This is a genomic window from Asticcacaulis aquaticus (genome assembly GCF_028550415.1).
GTDB lineage: Bacteria > Pseudomonadota > Alphaproteobacteria > Caulobacterales > Caulobacteraceae > Asticcacaulis > Asticcacaulis aquaticus.
This window is the reverse complement of the sequence record NZ_JAQQKX010000014.1, coordinates 24620-40971: the sequence shown is the minus strand read 5'-3', so window position 1 is coordinate 40971 and position 16352 is coordinate 24620. Positions and strand designations below refer to the sequence as shown.

General features: G+C 63.3%; 15 protein-coding genes. All 15 read right to left on the bottom strand.

All coding sequences use genetic code 11. The annotated features are described in order from the left end of the window. Nucleotides 1-38 precede the first annotated feature (38 nt). Entirely contained in the window at nucleotides 39-1385 is a 1347-nt protein-coding gene (guaD, locus tag PQU92_RS15355; RefSeq protein WP_272749133.1) for a guanine deaminase, read from the bottom strand. Continuing rightward, the gene (locus PQU92_RS15350; RefSeq protein WP_272749132.1) at nucleotides 1382-2413 is read right to left on the bottom strand and encodes an adenosine deaminase; all 1032 of its coding nucleotides are present in this window, start codon (nucleotides 2411-2413) and stop codon (nucleotides 1382-1384) included. Before PQU92_RS15350 ends, guaD begins: the two co-directional genes overlap by 4 nt. Beyond that, nucleotides 2388-3341, bottom strand: coding sequence for a xanthine dehydrogenase accessory protein XdhC (xdhC, locus tag PQU92_RS15345; RefSeq protein WP_272749131.1), 954 nt, complete (start codon nucleotides 3339-3341; stop codon nucleotides 2388-2390). Before xdhC ends, PQU92_RS15350 begins: the two co-directional genes overlap by 26 nt. Further along, the gene (gene xdhB / locus PQU92_RS15340; RefSeq protein ID WP_272749130.1) at nucleotides 3338-5635 is read right to left on the bottom strand and encodes a xanthine dehydrogenase molybdopterin binding subunit; all 2298 of its coding nucleotides are present in this window, start codon (nucleotides 5633-5635) and stop codon (nucleotides 3338-3340) included. The genes xdhC and xdhB overlap by 4 nt, the downstream gene beginning before the upstream one ends. Then, nucleotides 5628-7052: a xanthine dehydrogenase small subunit gene (xdhA, locus tag PQU92_RS15335; protein WP_272749129.1), complete on the bottom strand. Its 1425-nt coding sequence runs from the start codon at nucleotides 7050-7052 to the stop codon at nucleotides 5628-5630. The genes xdhB and xdhA overlap by 8 nt, the downstream gene beginning before the upstream one ends. Nucleotides 7053-7206: 154 nt before the next feature. Beyond that, on the bottom strand, nucleotides 7207-7536 hold the full coding sequence (gene uraH, locus PQU92_RS15330) for a hydroxyisourate hydrolase (protein WP_272749128.1): 330 nt from the start codon (nucleotides 7534-7536) through the stop codon (nucleotides 7207-7209). Further along, nucleotides 7533-8927 carry an NAD(P)-binding domain-containing protein gene (locus PQU92_RS15325; RefSeq protein WP_272749127.1) on the bottom strand — a complete coding sequence of 465 codons (1395 nt, stop codon included), beginning with the start codon at nucleotides 8925-8927 and terminating at the stop codon, nucleotides 7533-7535. Before PQU92_RS15325 ends, uraH begins: the two co-directional genes overlap by 4 nt. Further along, complete coding sequence (gene uraD, locus PQU92_RS15320; RefSeq protein ID WP_272749126.1) at nucleotides 8924-9427, bottom strand: 2-oxo-4-hydroxy-4-carboxy-5-ureidoimidazoline decarboxylase; 504 nt, start codon at nucleotides 9425-9427, stop codon at nucleotides 8924-8926. The genes PQU92_RS15325 and uraD overlap by 4 nt, the downstream gene beginning before the upstream one ends. After that, on the bottom strand, nucleotides 9424-9804 hold the full coding sequence (gene hpxZ / locus PQU92_RS15315; protein WP_272749125.1) for an oxalurate catabolism protein HpxZ: 381 nt from the start codon (nucleotides 9802-9804) through the stop codon (nucleotides 9424-9426). Before hpxZ ends, uraD begins: the two co-directional genes overlap by 4 nt. Continuing rightward, complete coding sequence (puuE, locus tag PQU92_RS15310; protein ID WP_272749124.1) at nucleotides 9794-10693, bottom strand: allantoinase PuuE; 900 nt, start codon at nucleotides 10691-10693, stop codon at nucleotides 9794-9796. The genes hpxZ and puuE overlap by 11 nt, the downstream gene beginning before the upstream one ends. Beyond that, a complete protein-coding gene (locus PQU92_RS15305; RefSeq protein WP_272749123.1) occupies nucleotides 10686-11909 on the bottom strand; it encodes a pyridoxal-phosphate-dependent aminotransferase family protein in 1224 nt (407 codons plus the stop codon). Before PQU92_RS15305 ends, puuE begins: the two co-directional genes overlap by 8 nt. Continuing rightward, a complete protein-coding gene (locus PQU92_RS15300) occupies nucleotides 11902-13137 on the bottom strand; it encodes an allantoate amidohydrolase (protein WP_272749122.1) in 1236 nt (411 codons plus the stop codon). The genes PQU92_RS15305 and PQU92_RS15300 overlap by 8 nt, the downstream gene beginning before the upstream one ends. Next, nucleotides 13131-14705, bottom strand: a complete 1575-nt coding sequence (locus PQU92_RS15295; RefSeq protein ID WP_272749121.1) for a gamma-glutamyltransferase family protein — start codon at nucleotides 14703-14705, stop codon at nucleotides 13131-13133. Before PQU92_RS15295 ends, PQU92_RS15300 begins: the two co-directional genes overlap by 7 nt. Then, nucleotides 14702-16021, bottom strand: coding sequence for an AtzE family amidohydrolase (locus PQU92_RS15290; protein WP_272749120.1), 1320 nt, complete (start codon nucleotides 16019-16021; stop codon nucleotides 14702-14704). The genes PQU92_RS15295 and PQU92_RS15290 overlap by 4 nt, the downstream gene beginning before the upstream one ends. Beyond that, nucleotides 16018-16179 carry an AtzG-like protein gene (locus tag PQU92_RS15285; RefSeq protein WP_272749119.1) on the bottom strand — a complete coding sequence of 54 codons (162 nt, stop codon included), beginning with the start codon at nucleotides 16177-16179 and terminating at the stop codon, nucleotides 16018-16020. The genes PQU92_RS15290 and PQU92_RS15285 overlap by 4 nt, the downstream gene beginning before the upstream one ends. Nucleotides 16180-16352: the final 173 nt, after the last annotated feature.

The window sequence follows — 16352 nt, the reverse complement described above, 5'->3', positions numbered from 1 at the left end:
GACCCGTGAGAGCGACCCGATGATTTTCCAAACCGTCTCTAACCCGCCACGCGGTCGCCGGCCACCCAGACGCGCGCAATATTGGCCTTCGACGCCGTATAGACGATCTTTTGCAGGACCTCCTCGTCGCTGTCGAGATCGTCCATCAAACGGATCGTACCCGCCTTTGCCTGCGGATCGATAAGCTGCGCATCGAAATAGCGACCCTTTTCGAACGCCCCGACCGGCAGGTCCAAAGCCTCCGCCCCGCCTCTGGTGGCGATATGGAACGCCGTGCGCCAGTCGATCTGGCTGCCGCGCAGGCCGCGATTGTCCCAATGCAGCCGCGCATCGACCCCGTCGTGCAGAGCGCGCGACGAGGCCACCGCCCAACGCATATTGTCGAGGATCGAGGCCGACGGCCCGCCGGAAATATCCGTCCCCAGGCCCACACGCAGCCCCTTCTCCAGCGCCCGCTTCAACGGGAATACGGCATTGGAGAAATAATAGTTCGACAGCGGGCAGTGGGCGATCCCCGCCCCACGTGCCGAAATCTTGTCCATATTGGACTCGGAAATGAAATTGGCGTGGGCCAGAACCGTGTGCCGCGTCAGAAGGCCGAAGCGGTCAAGGCTGTCGGTATCCTCCATCCCATGGCGCTCAAGGACGTAATTGTGCTCCCAGTCGCTTTCGGAACAATGGGTCTGGATATGGCAGCCGCAACGCTTGGCCAGATCGCCCAGCCCTTCCAGCGCCGCATCGGTGCACGAGGCGATGAAGCGCGGCGTCACGACGGGCTTGATGCGCCCGGTTTTCAGGCCGCGCACATAGTCGATGAAATCCGATGTACCGCGCAGGGCCGCGTCGGTCGATTCGACGTAGAAGTTAGGACATTCCTGAGGATTATCCATCGCCACCTTGCCGATCAGGGCGCGTTGGCCCTTCTCAAGGCAGATATCGGCCAGAAGCCGCGTCGCGTCCTGATGCTGGGTGGCGAAATAGAGTGCCGTCGTCGTGCCGTTCGACAACAGGTCATCGACCAGCCCCTCATAGGACCGGCGGGCAAAACCAAGGTCAGAATAACGCGCCTCCAGCGGGAAGGTATGCTTCTGCAGCCAGACCTCCAGCGGCACGTCGAGCGCCTTGCCCAGTTGCGGCCACTGCGGCGCATGGATGTGCAGGTCGCAGAACCCCGGCAGGGCGTAGGTGCCGTGGGCCAGGGTCTCCAGCCGCGCCGCCGAGCGGTCTTCGAAGACCGCTTCGGCATAGCCGGGGGTGTCCGGATGCACGATGTCGACGATCCGGCCATCGCTGTCGCAGCGGATCAGGACATCGCGCAGCACCTCGATTTGCCCGCAGACGGGCGCGTGGAAAAAGGTGCCTTTGAAGGCCTTGGCAATCGTCATTCTGCCGCCTTCGACACGTAGGCATCAATCTCATCGAGGTGTTTGAACACCGCCTCGTCGCTGAGGAACGAGCCGAGGAACGAATTGCGCGCCAGCGTAATCAGATCGTCACGATCGACCAGCCCTGAGGCCGCCACCGCGCGGTAATTGTCGTTCACATAGCCGCCGAAATAGGCCGGATCGTCCGAATTGAGCGTGGCGCGCAGCCCCTTGTCGAGCATGGTGCGGATCGGGTGCGCGCCCATATCCTCGACCACGCAGAGCTTGAGATTCGACAACGGACACACGGTCAGCGTCATCCCCATTCGCGCCAGTCGCGAGGTCAGGTGCGCATTTTCCAGCGAACGGTTGCCGTGATCGATGCGATCGACCTTCAGCACATCGAGCGCCTCATAGACGTATTCCGGCGGGCCTTCCTCACCGGCATGGGCGACCTTTTTCAGACCCAGCGCCGCGGCGGCCTCGAACACGCGCGCGAATTTCGACGGCGGATGGCCGACCTCGGACGAATCAAGCCCTACGCCGGTCAGGCGGTCGAGGAACGGCTCGGCGGCTTTCAGCGTCGCGAACGCCGCATCCTCGTCGAGATGCCGCAGGAAGCAAAGGATCAGGCTTGAGGTCAGGCCGTGTTCGGTCTCGGCGGCTTTCATGCCCGAGGTCAGGCCATCCATGACGACCTGCATCGGGATACCGCGATCCGTATGGGTCTGCGGGTCGAAGAAAATCTCGGCGTGGCGCACGCTGTCGGCGTGGGCGCGGTCGAAATAGGCCTTGGCGAGGTCGTGGAAATCCTGCTCGGTTTGCAGGACATTGGCGCCCTGATAATAGATGTCGAGGAAGTCCTGAAGGTTGGAAAATTCGTAGGCCGCGCGGACCTCTTCGACCGATTTGAACGGCAGATCGATCTTATTGCGCTGACCGAGCGCAAACATCAGTTCGGGCTCCAGCGACCCTTCGATATGCAGATGCAGTTCGGCCTTGGGCAGACCGGCGATGAAGGCGTCAAGCGAGATAAGCGGCTTGTTCATAGTGAAGTCCCTCGGGTAAATTCTTATTCTGACTGATGATTTGCAGCAATTGTGCGGCGACGGCGACTGCGATGACCTCCGGTGCCTTGCCGGTAATCCCCGGCAAGCCGATGGGACAGACGATCCGCGCGATCTGATCCTCGCTAAACCCGTCCTTGCGCAGGCGGGAAAAGAACCGCGCCCGTTTGGTCGCCGACCCGATCAGGCCGATAAACCGGGCGTCCGACCCCAAGGCCGCCTTGGTCAGTTCATAATCCAGTGCGTGATCGTGGGTCAGAATCAGGGTCAGACCCCGCCCCTCCGCCGCGACGGCACACAGAGCTTCCGCATCGCCGACGATGGCCGCGTCGGGCACATCGGTGCGGTTGTCGTACCAGTCGAGGCGGAACGGCAAACCCTGCAAGACCCGTGCGATGGCGATGCCGACATGGCCCGCGCCGAACATCAAAACCGGCGTCAGCGGTTCGCCGATCCGCTCGATGAGCGTATCACCCGCCACAGGGATTACACCGCGCGCCGAAACGTTCGGCGTTTCAATCGTCAGGCAGCGGCTTATACTGTCCGGGTGCAGGTCACTGCGCAGGGTGAAGGCGTCGAGATCGCGGATCGCGATGAGCCACGCCGTGTCCGCCGGATCGAGCCGCTCGATCATCACGCGCACCCGACCGCCGCAGCACTGGCCCAGCAAAACCCCCAGCGGATAGTCCTGAATGCGCCAGGTGCCCGGCGCGTGTCTCAGGGCCATGCGCGCCTGATCGATGCACTGGAACTCCAGATTGCCGCCACCGATCGTCCCGAAAATCTCACGTGCCGTGACCAGCATCCGCGTCCCGGCCTCGCGCGGGGTCGAGCCTTCGACAGCCAGCAGCGAGATCAGCGCAACCGGCGCTTTGTCCAGCCATTCAATGGCTTTAGCGGCCCAGTTCATGCCGTGCCCTCCCGCAGGGCGCGCAGGATACGTTCCGGCGTGGCGGGGGCATCCAGCGTCAGTTTACGGCTGCCGGTAGCCGCCGCTACGGCGAACGACAGGGCCGAAAAGACGCTGTTGGCCAGCATGAAGGGCGGCTCACCGACGGCCTTCGAGCGGTGGATGGTCGGTTCGCGGTTTTCTCCGGCGCGCCATAAATCAACATTGAGGGCTTTGGGGCGATCGGACGCGCACGGTATCTTGTAGGTCGAGGGTGCGTGGGTCAGCAGCCGCCCCTTGTCGTTATAGACCAGTTCCTCGAAGGTCAGCCAGCCCATACCCTGAACGAAGGCGCCTTCGACCTGCCCCAGATCGATGGCCGGGTTGATCGAGCGCCCGACATCGTGCAGCAGATCAGCGCGTAACACCTTGTATTCGCCGGTAAAGGTGTCGATCTCGACCTCCGACACCGAGGCGCCGTAGGCGAAGTAGAGGAAGGGCCGCCCCGTATGGGTCTTACGGTCGTAATGGATCTTCGGCGTGGCGTAATAGCCGGTCGAGGACATCGAAATCCGGTTGAAATGCGCCAGTCGGCATACCTCGGCAAAACCCAGAACCTCCTCGCCCGCGCGCACCACACCGCCCTCGAACACGACGCTTTCGGACTCGACGCCGTTGCGACCGGCCATGAATGCGGCCAGCCGTTCGCGGATCGTCATGGCGGCATTATAGGCCGCCCAGCCATTGAGGTCCGTCCCGCTCGACGCCGCCGTGGCCGAGGTATTGGGCACCTTGTCCGTGCGCGTCGCGGTGATGCGTATCTTGTCGAGGTTGAGGCCAAACACGTCGGCGACGATCTGCGCCACCTTGATATTCAGCCCCTGCCCCATTTCCGTGCCGCCGTGGTTCAGCGATACAGACCCATCGACGTAGCAATGGACCAGCGCCCCGGCCTGATTGAGGTGCGAGGTGGTGAAGGAGATGCCGAACTTGACCGGTGTGACGGCGATACCGCGTTTCAGATAGGGATGCGTCGCATTGAATCGCGCGATATCCGCCTGCCGCGCGGCATAGTCCGAGGCCGCCACCAGATCGGCGACAATGCGGTCGGCGACAAAGTCGGTCACCGGCATACGATACGGCGTCACATCGCGGCCCGGGCCGTAAAAATTGTCCTGCCGCACCTCAAGCGGATCGCGCCCCAGATGCACGGCGATGGCATCCATGACGCGTTCGATGGCCAGCATCCCCTGCGGACCGCCAAAGCCGCGGAAGGCCGTATTGGACACCGTATGGGTCTTGAACCGGTGTGAGATCAACTCGACGTTTTCAAGGAAATAGCAATTATCCGAATGAAACAAGGCCCGGTCGTTGATCGCCGGGGACAGGTCGGTCGAACAGCCGCAGCGCGAGGCCAGTTCGAGCCGCAGCGACGTAATCCGCCCGGACTCATCGAAGGCCACATCGTAATCGGCAGTGAAATCATGGCGCTTGCCGGTGATTTCCATATCCTCGTCGCGGTCGGCGCGGTACTTGGCGGGCTTGCCGGTCTTGGCCGCGACCAAGGCCGCCGCCGCCGCAAATAGCGAGGCCTGGGTCTCCTTGCCGCCGAAGCCGCCGCCCATGCGCCGCACCTCGACCGTCACATCGGCTGAATTGACGTGCAGTAGATGCGCCACCAGATGCTGAACTTCAGACGGGTGCTGGGTCGAACAGAGCAGGTGCATCCCGCCCTGCTCCATCGGCGTGGCGATGGTGATCTGACCTTCAAGATAGAAATGGTCCTGCCCGCCGATTTCCAGCGAGCCTGAGACGCGATGCGGCGCAGCGTCGAGATCGACCGCGCCGCGTGTCATGACCTGCGTTGCCTCAATCAGGCTGTTGGCTGCGCGGGCCTCGGCGATGGTCAGGATCGGCGTCAGGACGTCATAGTCGATGCGCCCCAGCTTGGCGGCCATCCGCGCGGCCTTGGTCGATTTCGCGGCGACGAGGAAGATCGGCTGGCCCATGAAGACGACCTCGCCGTCGGCCATGAGCTTGTCGTCCTTGGCGACCGGCGCGACATTGTTGTCACCGGGGATGTCGGCGGCGGTGAAGACGGCCACCACGTCGGGTGCCGCGCGCACGGCGTCGAGGTCCATCGACAGGATTCGCGCATGGGCGTGTGCGCTGCGCCCGAAGGCCAGATGCAGCATCCCGGCGGGTTCGGCCACGTCGTCGGTATAGAGCGCCGTACCCGTCACGTGCAGCGGCGCGCTGTCGTGTTTGATCGAGGCGTGAACCTTGGGAGATTGTGTGGAATGAGCGTCAGCCATGGACGGCCTCCCGCGACTCGCCATGATACTCGAACCACAGCCGTTTCAACAGGTTGCCGGAGACTTCCAACCTATAGTCGGAAGAGCCGCGCACGTCGGTCAGGGGTGTAAAATCCTGCCGCAGGGCTTCGGCGGCAACACTCAGAACCTCCGGCGTAAACGGCTTGCCGGTCAGGACGTTTTCGGTGGCATGGGCGCGCTTCGGCGTCCCGGCCATGCCGCCAAAGGCCAGCCGCGCGAAGGTCACGATGCCACCCGCGATGCGCAGGTGAAAGGCCGCGCAAACCGCCGAAATATCGGAATCGAAGCGCTTGGAGAGCTTCACCACCCGGACGAAATCGGTCGCATCGAGCGCCGGAACAAAGACGCTTTCGACAAATTCACCCGGCTGCAGATCCTGCTGTCCGTAGGTGAGGAAATAGTCTTCCAGCGGGATCGTTCGCCGCGTCTCGCCGTGGCGCAGGGTCAGTTCGGCCCCGAGCGCGATCAAGGCGGGTGGCGTGTCGCCGATCGGCGAACCATTGGCGATATTGCCGCCGATGGTCCCGGCATTGCGCACCTGAACCGCACCGATACGGCGGACCAGTTCGCCAAGGTCGGGATGCAGTCGCGCCAGCGCGGCTTGCGCCTCCGCATAGCGCACGCCCGCCCCGATGGTTAGGCCTTGCGGCGTTTCTTCGATACCGGTCATCAGCCCGCCGATATAGATGATATTGTCGAGCACGCGATGCTGCTTGGTGACCCACAAACCGACATCGGTGGCCCCGGCGACGATGCGCGCCTCGGGCATTTCCAGCCGCAAGGCCGCCAGATCGTCGACGCTGCGTGGCGTGAACCAGCGCCGGGTCAGGCCGGACAAGGTGTCCTCATGGGTGAGGATCAGCATATCGTCACGACGAATTTTCTTAAGCGCGTCAACTATATGCACATCGTCGAACGCCGCTGCCGGGTTTTGTTCTGAGACCTCAAGGATCGGCCCGTAGCCCGTGCATCGACACAGATTTCCGGCTAGGACATCTGCCGGATCAACATTGACCGTCCCGCACGCGCCCATCGTCCGCCCGACCAGCGACATGACGATCCCCGGCGTGCAGAACCCGCACTGTGAGCCGTGCAGATCGACCATGGCCGACTGGACCGGATGCTGGCCTTTCAGGCTCTCAACCGTCATCAGCGCCTTGCCGTCAAGCATGGGCAGGAACAGGATGCAGGCATTCAGGGCGCGCCAGTCGATACGCTCGCCGCTCAGTTCGCCGACCAGCACGGTGCAGGCCCCGCAATCGCCTTCGGCGCAGCCCTCCTTGGTGCCGGTGCGCTGGGCGCGGTAGCGCAGCCAGTCGAGGAGCGTCATCGTAGGGTCGATATCGCTCAGGCTGACGATCTCGCCGTCGAGATAGAAACGGAGTTTATGGGGCATAGGGCTTCCCTAAAGCCCCCTCTCCCTTGAGGGAGAGGGTTGGGGTGAGGGGGAAATGGTGCAGTAGCGTTCGGGTTAACAGTTCCCCCTCACCCGGCCTGTCGGCCACCCTCTCCCTCAAGGGAGAGGGGATATGTATATCGCTTCCCATCCCTCAGCTCCCCCGATAGGTCGAATAGCCATACGGGCTGACCAGCAGAGGTACATGATAATGCCCTTCGCCGCCCATGCCGAAGTCAATGCCGACGCGATCCAGAAACGGCGGATCGGGCAGATCGACACCCTTGCTGCGGAAATAGTCGGCCACATCGAACTCCAGCCGATACACACCTACCTCAAGCTCCAGTTCACGCAGGCCATTGCAGCGCCCGTCCGCATTGGTCCGGCCCGCAAACAGCACCTCGCGTCCGCGCAGCAGGTGCAGGCCCATATCCGCCGCCGGCACGCCGCTGGCCGTATCGAGAACGTGGGTGGACAGGCTCATTTCGGGCTCCATTCGCCGGTAAATTCCGGCTCGTCATAACTAAAATAGGCGTTCAAACGGCTCTCACGGTCGTCGAGGAACAGCTGATCGGCCACCGCCCCGCACAGCTTCGGCAGGGCGTATTTGAGCCCCGACAGGGCCGAGGCCGACAGGCCGAAATTGATAAGGGCCGAATAGTTGAAGGCAAACAGGCCGTGCAATTTCGCGTCCGCCGCCGCATCGCGTCCTTTGAAGGCAAAGCCTGCGCCCAGATAGGGGTGGGCGTCAAGCAGGCCGTTCTTCACATCCTCCGGCGCGGCATAGACGTCGCCCCAGCGCGCGATCCCGGCCTCAAGCTCGGCCAATTCAGGTCGCAGGGCCGGATCGGTGACCAGACCCGTCGAGATGATCAGAAAATCGAAAACATGTTCGCCCTGCGGCGTCGTCACCACAGCCTTGCCGTCGCGCTCACGCACCGCTTGCCATGGTGCGCCGGTATGCAGATGAAAGCCCTCATGCGCCGCTGCCCGCGCAAAGGTATCGTTCGTAGGCGGTTGATTGAATTTGAAAAAGTGCGAAATCGCCGCGTACTTATCCGCATCCGACAAAGCCCCAAAGCGCGGGATCAGGCCCGCCGCCTCCATATGACGGATCGGATTGATGCGCGGCAAGGCTTTGCGACGAACGAAGACGTGCGCCTCACCCACCCCGGCGTCGAGGATATGATGCGCATTGTCAAACGCCGACGCCCCCCCCCCGAGAATACCGACATGCTTGCCTTTCAGCGCCTCGACATCGATGGCTTCGGACGTATGGGCATAGAGGTGCCGCGGCAGAGCCTTGATCATGTCCGGCGTATGCCATTCGCCACCGCCCTGAATACCCGTCGCGAGGATAACCTTGCGCGCCAGATAGGTCGCTCCGGTCGTGTGCAGCCGGAACAGGCCTCCCAAGGGTTCGATGCGCATCAATCGGACGTCGTTCACCACGGGCAAATCGAGCACCTGCCGGAACCAGCGCAGATAGGCCATCCAGTCTCCACGCGGGATCTTGTCGACCTTCGCCCAGCCATCCGGCCCGTGCTGGGCTTCCCAGAAGGCGCGGAAGGTCAGCGACGGCAGCCCCTGATCGATCGAGGTGATCGTTTTCGGCGTCCTGAGCGTCACCATGCGGGCATAGGTTTCCCACGGCCCCTCGAAGCCTTCGGGGCATTCGTCGAGGATCAGGATATTGCTGATCCGCTCGCGCTTCAGACCAAACGCCGCGCCTAAGCCCGACTGCCCACCGCCGACGATGATCACGTCATAGACGTGGCCTTCGGGTGAGGTTTGCGGCGTGGTCCAGTCGCTGCCGGGGTAGTTCAGACAGTCGAGATCGTGACGGACGCGGGTATTGTGCTCGGCAAGACTCATGGTGTCACCACGTCTTTCAGGCGCAGCCAGACGATCTTGCCGACCTCGGACAAGGCCGTCGCGAATTCGGTCTCTGCGTCGTTGCCGAGCCGCGTTTCCATGGCGTTCAATATACCCGCCTTGCCCCCCGCCAGCCGCACGGCGATGATGAACGGGAAGCCGAAACGCGTCTCATAGGCCGTGTTCAGTTCATGGAACCGGGCAAACTCCGCTTCGGTCAGGGCATTGAGGCCCACCGAAGCCTGTTCGGAGGCCGACTCTTTCGTCAGGCCTGCCTTGACCTGCGCCTTGTCGGCCAGTTTGGGGTGGGCGCGCAGCAGCGCCAGTTGCGCTTCGGGGCCGGAGTGCGCCACCACCTTCATGAACCCGGCGTGCAGGGCCTCAGGATCGGCAAAGGGCCGCATCGTCTCGGCCTGAGCCACGATCCACGGATTATGCTCGAACAACAGGCCAAAGCGTTCGATAAAGGCTTTACGCGTCAGGGTGTTGATATCGCTCATGAGGCGGCCCCTTCAAGCGAGACATGCGCCGACACCACCTTCCAGCCGTCGGCGAATTTGACCCATGACTGCGACTGACGGCCCCGTTTGTCGGAGCCTTCGCGGAAAAACTCAGCATTGGCGGTGGCGAACGCCTCACCATAGACCGTGATCTCCACGCGACCTAGCCTACGCTGCGGCGAACCGCCCCGGCCTTTGCGGAACGCACGGATTTCCTCGATGCCGTATAGGACTTCGCCGACGCCGTAGCGCACGGTTTCCGGCGCATCACGGAACAGCGCGTCCATAGCCGGGATATTGTCGGCCATCAGTGCCGCCTCATAAGCATAAAAGGCCGTAATCATCTCCTTAAGCAGGATGGGATCGTTAATCTGCATGAGGATGCACCTTCAGCCAGTGGTTGGCGATGTCGATGCGGCGCGCTACCCAGGCGTCATCATGGCTCAGTACATGATCGAGGAAGCGCGCCACGGCCGCAGCCCGCGCAGGCTTACCGGCCACACGTCCGTGCAGGCCGATCGACATCATGCGGCCTCCTTCCTTATACAACTGATCGAAGGTGTCGCGCAGATAGCGGAAAAACGGCTCGCCGTCCTCAAACCCGTTCAGCGCCACGAACTTCATATCATTGGCGTCGAGCGTATAGGGCACAATCAGTTGGGGTTTGCCATACCGCGTGTCGTAATAGGGCAGATCGTCGGCGTACGAGTCCGCGTCGTAGGTAAAACCGCCTTCCTCGACCACCAGCCGCGCCGTATTGGGCGAGGTCCGGCCCTGATACCAGCCCAAAGGCCGCGATCCGGTCAGGCGCGTGTGGATGTCGATGGCTTTGGCAATATGCTCGCGCTCAACCTCTTCATCGACATACTGATAGTCGATCCACTTATAGCCGTGGGTGGCGACCTCCCAATCGGCTTTCAGCATGGCCTCGACGGCGTCCGGATGACGTTCCATCGCGGTCGCCACGCCATAAACGGTCACCGGCGCGCTGCGTTCGGTGAACAGGCGATGCAGCCGCCAGAACCCGGCGCGCGATCCGTATTCGTACAGGCTTTCCATGGCCATCGACCGCGTGCCGACATGGCTCTGGGCGCCGACCATTTCCGACAGGAAAGCCTCCGAGCCCTTGTCGCCATGCAGGATGTTGTTCTCGCCGCCTTCTTCGTAATTGATGACGAACTGCACGGCGATGCGCGCCCCGTTCGGCCATTGGGCGTCCGGCGGGGTTTGACCGTAACCGATCATGTCGCGAGGATAATCAGCCATTGAAGACCTCAAGCGCCGCATCCACCCCCGACCCTGTCACCGCAAACCCTTCGGCGCGCAGACACGCCTCCAAAGCCCCCAGCGTAATCAGCACCTTATGCTTCATGGCATTATAGCCCATCGCCCCGATGCGCCAGATTTTCCCCTGCAAGGGGCCAAACGCCGTACCGATCTCGATCTCGAAATCCTCGCGCATCCGACGGCGCACGGCGGCGTCATCGAGGCCCGCCGGAATATGGATGCCGGTGACATTGGTCATACGATAGCGGTCGTCGCCATAGACGCTCAGCCCCATCGCCCGCGCCCCGGCGGCCATCGCGGCCCCGGCCTTGGCGTGACGTTCAAAGCGCGTCTCAAGCCCTTCGGCCAGCACCAGCCGCGCGCATTCCCGCGCCCCGTACAGCATGGTCGTTGCCTCGGTATGGTGGTTGAGCCGCTTGTCCGACCAGTAATCCATGATCATGGCCAAGTCGAAATAGTTCGAGCCGATACGCGCGCGATCGCCGTCTTCGGCGTCGGTTGTGCGGATACCTTTTTCGGTGTGACGACGGCTGAAAATGAACTCTGCTGCCCGGTCGGAGATGGTGATCGGCGCCGAGCCCGACGGTCCGCCCATACACTTTTGCAGACCGCCCGTGACGATATCGGCGCCCCATTTGTCCGCCTCGACCGCCATCCCACCGAGCGTCGCGGTGGCATCGACATAGGACAGGGCCCCGATTTCGCGACACAATTCGCCCAGGCCTTCCAGCGGCTGGGCCATGGTCGTCGAAGTGTCGCCGTGGACGCAAGCGATCACATGCGGCCGGTAATCGAGCGCCGCTTCACGGATACGCGCCATCGGCACGACCTCGCCCCACGGCGCATCGACCGTCGAATAGGCTGCGCCCAGACGCTCGGCGATTTCGGTCAGCAGCAGACCGAAGCGCCCCGACCGCACGATCAGCACCTTCGATCCCGGTTCGATCAGCGACACCAGCGCCGCCTCGATCCCCGCGCGCGCCGTGCCGTCGATCAGAAAGGTCCAGCGGTTCTGCGTCTGAAACACGCCACGATAGAGCGCCATCACCTCGTTCATATAGGCGGTCATTTCCGGGTCGAACTGCCCCAGCAGGTCCGCCGACATGGCCCGCAGCACGCGTGGGTGGGCATTGACCGGCCCCGGCCCCATCAGCAGGCGTTGCGGCGGATTGATCTCGCCAAAAAAGTCACTCATCGGTCGTTCCAAGGTCCTGTACAAAGGCCAGCATGGCCCGGAAAGCGAGGTCGACATCGACAGGATCGACGGCCTCACGTGGATTGTGGCTGATCCCGTCCTTACAACGGATGAACAGCATGGCGGTCGGCGTGATCCCGGCAAAGGCCATGGCGTCGTGCCCCGCACCGGACACGATGGGCCGCGCGGCCTTGCCGGTCATACTCGTAACCGCACGCGACAGCTTGTCCATCATTGATGGATCACACGGCGCGGCGGGCAGATCGTGAATCAGGCGCGTTGAGGCAGGGGTTTCGCGTTTAGCCGCAATCTGCTGAATCCGTTGTAAAATCGCGTCCGCCGCCTGATCGCGCGGGGCTTCGGTCCCGGCACGCACGTCGATGGTGAAGACCACCTCGCCCGGCACTACGTTCGGCGCATTGGGGCCGACCGCCATGCGCCCCACGGTGGCGACAAGGTCTTCGGGCCCGGCCTGCGCCACGGCCTCAATGGCCAGGATCATTTCCGCCGCGGCGGCAAGGGCGTCCTTGCGCAGGGTCATGGAATTGGTGCCGGCGTGACCGGCCACGCCTGTGACGGTGACCTCGAACCGCTTCTGACAGGCAATCGAGGTCACCACCCCCAGCGCCAGACCCTCGGCCTCCAGCACCGGGCCCTGTTCGATATGAGCCTCCAGATAGCCGATCAGCTCAGACGGATCGCGCCGCGCGGTGAGGAAGGTGTCGCGGCTCAGACCGAACGATTCCAGTGCCGCCGACAAGGTCACGTCGTCGCGGTCAGCCACGTCCAGCACGCTCGCATCGATCTGCCCGCACACGGCGCGCGAACAGAGCATCGAGGCCGGAAAGCGTGAACCTTCTTCGTCGCCGAAGGCGTAGATTTCGATGGCGAACGGCAGGCGGATATTCTGCGCGTTCAACGCCGCCACGACCTCGATGCCGAGCATGACCCCCAGCGGCCCGTCATAGGCTCCGCCATCGCGGACGGAGTCGATATGTGACGCGATGATCAGAGACTTATCACCGGCCCCCTCATACCGCCCCACCACATTCCCGGCGGAATCAAGGCGCACGGTCATCCCCGCCTCTGACATCCACGCCGTCAGTTGCGCTATCGTCGCGTCGTGCGCCGCGCTGAGGTATGGACGAAACAGCATATCCGCGCCTTGCGAATAGGGCGGGCGTTTCAGCGCATCGCAACGCTCGACCGCGCGAATACCCCCTACCATGCGGCCACGCTCCCGTCGGACCGCGGATCGGTCGCACCTTCGATACGACCATCGGCATGACGCACCAGCGCCCCGGCATGGCCCATGACCGAGGTAAAATGCGGAAGTATTTCAACCTGATGCCCGGCGTCTTTCAACTGTGCAATCAAGGCCGGATCGAAACGCTCCTCCAGCTTGAGCGTCACGCTCTCCTCCCCCCAGGTCTTGCCCAGCAGCCAGCGCGGCATGATCACCGAAATCTGGAGCGGCACACCGGCGGCGTAGCGCGAAAACACGGCGGCTTGTGTCTGAGGCTGCCCTTCGCCGCCCATGGTGCCGTAGCTCATCACCCGCCCGTCGTCGAACACGGCCAGCGCGGGATTGAGCGTATGGAACGGCTTACGCCCCGGTTTTAGAGCGTTCCACCCCGTCTCGGTCAACCGGAATGACGCGCCGCGGTTCTGCCAGATGATCCCGGTTTGCGGCAGGACGATACCCGAGCCGAACTCGAAATAGGTCGATTGGATAGCACTTACGGCACGGCCTTCGCTATCGATCACGCCGAACCAGACGGTATCGCCCTCCTGAGGTATGTGCGGCCATGGCAGGGCTGTCTGGCGGTCGATTTTCGCGGCCAAAGCATCGAGCGCCATCGTATCCGACAACAGACCCTGCGCATCGAAATCCATATAAGCCGGGTCGCCGATATGTGTGTCCCGCAGCAGAAACGCCTGTTTGGTCGCTTCGATCAGGCCATGGACATGGGCGAAATGTTCGGTGCCGACAACCTTCAAGCGGTCATACAGCGCCAGTATCAGCAACGACGCGAAGCCCTGCGTCGGCGGAGTCATATTGTACAGGTTCGCGCCACCGATTTGCGTCGTGAGAGGCACGGGCGTGGTGGCGGCATGCGCCTTCAGATCCTCCGCCGACACCGGCGACCCGGCGGCCTTGAGATCGGCGGCAATCTCCTTCGCCACATGGCCTTCGTAGAAATCGCGCAACCCATAATGGGCCAGCTTTTTCAGCGTCCGCGCCAGCGCCGGTTGCTTCAGCACCTGCCCTTCGCGCAGGGGCGCGCCATCGGGCCGGAACACGGCGCCATAACCATACTGATCGCGCAGTTCGGCGTCCTTGGCGGCGGCAATTTCCGCGCCACCTTTGGTGATCACCACGCCCGTTTCGGCGTAGTCGATGGCGCGCTCCAGCAGCTTTTCCAGCGGCAGCGGGTTTTTGACCGTGGCCAGCAGCGCTTCCCACCCGGAAATCGTCCCCGCCACCGTATTGGCCGCCAAAGGCCCGCGCCACGGCACGGTGGTGTGACCCTGATAGAGGTCAAGCGTCGCCGCTTGTGCTGCCGCGCCACAGGCGCTGACGCCATGAACCCTGCCGTCCGGTTCGCGCACGATCCAGAAGCTGTCGCCGCCGATCGAGTTCATATGCGGATAGACGACGGCCAGGGTCGCCGCGACCGCAATGGCGGCTTCTGCCGCCGTACCGCCGCGCTTGAGGATATCGAGCCCGGCCTGCGACGCCAGATGATGCGGCGAGGTGACCATGCCCTTGAGGGACGATGGGGTGTGGATCATGATCGTCTCCCCGGTTCCGTGAACCCCAATACGCCCGCATCTTCCAGCCGGTGCATCAGGGCGAACAGCGCGCCCTCGCGTCCCGGTCTGGCGATGAATTGCAGCCCGATGGGCAGGCCCGACGTCTTCAAAGGCGCGGACACGACCGCCGCGCCGGTCGGTGAAATCGCCTGCGCATAGATGCCCAGATTGGCGCGCGCCGAGGCCGGTTTGCCGTCGATCAGAATGGTCGCCTGATCGATACGCGGCGCGCTGACCGGCGTCGCAGGCGCGACCAGAATATCGAACCGGTCAAACAGTCTGGCGAAGGTCTGGCGATAGATATCGCGATAATGCAGCGCCTTGGCCAGTATCCCCGACGGCAACAACGCCCCGGCGATCAGCCGGTCGCGCACGGCGGGGTCGTAATCCATCGCCCGAGCGCGCAAGGTGTTGAGATGCAGCGCCCCGCCCATGGCCGCCGTCATCAGAAACCCCGCCGACCGTCCGCCTTCGGCTTCGGGCAATTCGGCGACCAGATCCGACCCCAGATGCGTCATGACGGCCTCAACGGCGTCGAGCGCCTCCGGTGCGGCGTTGCGCTCGAAAAATCCGTCCAGCCGCGCCACGCGCAAGCCCTCGGCCGCACCGGTCAGGGTCGTGCTGGACAAAACCTCGTACAGCGTCTTCAAATCACGGCTGGTCCGGGCAAACGGCCCGACGGCATCGAGCAGTTCCACGAACGGAAATACACCATCAAGCGGAATGGTATCGTCGGCGGGCCGCATTCCCCACACGCCACACAGCGACGACGGCACGCGCACCGAGCCATTGGTATCCGACCCCAGCGACAGGGGCACAAGACCCGCCGCGACGCTGGCCGCCGAGCCGCCGGACGAGCCGCCGGCCAGCCGCTCCGGATCGTGCGGGTTCTTTGTCGTGCCGAAATGGGCGTTGACGGTCGCAAAGCCATAGGCGAATTCGTCCATGTTCAGCGTACCGATCAGGATCGCCCCGGCCGCCTTCATCCGGCGCACGGCCTCGGCGTCCCGCACCGCCGCGGGCGCGTCGATACGCAGCCGCGCGCCTGCCGTGGTTATCTGCCCCGCCACGTCGAACAGGTCCTTGACCGCGAACGGAACCCCGGCCAGCGGTCCGGTGAGACGCCCGTCGTCCACACCTTGAGCGTCGTCAAGCGCGCTATCGAACACGCGCGTAAAAGCGTTGAACGGGTCGCCCCGTGCCGCGTCGAGTGCCGCGCGCACAACCGCCTGAGCCGTGGTCTCACCGCGACGGATGCGATCCGCTATGTCCAGGGCCGGGGTGAAATCGCTCATGCGTCTTCGGCCTCGGCGAGGTGCTGCTCAAGGATGGCCGCGTGTTTAGCAAGGAGCGCCAGATTTTCGGCGACACCGGCTTCGCATTCCGGCGGCAGATCAAGGTGCAGGTAGGCCGCGGCGCCTTCACGTAAAGCCGTATATGCGGTGTCATCCATGCTCTGCGCCCCTGCCGTAACGTCATCCGCCCATACGCCGAATGCTTACGGGGGTAACCATTAGGGACAGATTGCGCGAGACTGGCAAGCGCCATTTTCGTTTTTGCCCCGTCCGGCTGCACCGCACGCGATCTTTACAGATAACAAGTCTGAAATCCGCTGAAACCTTGCGC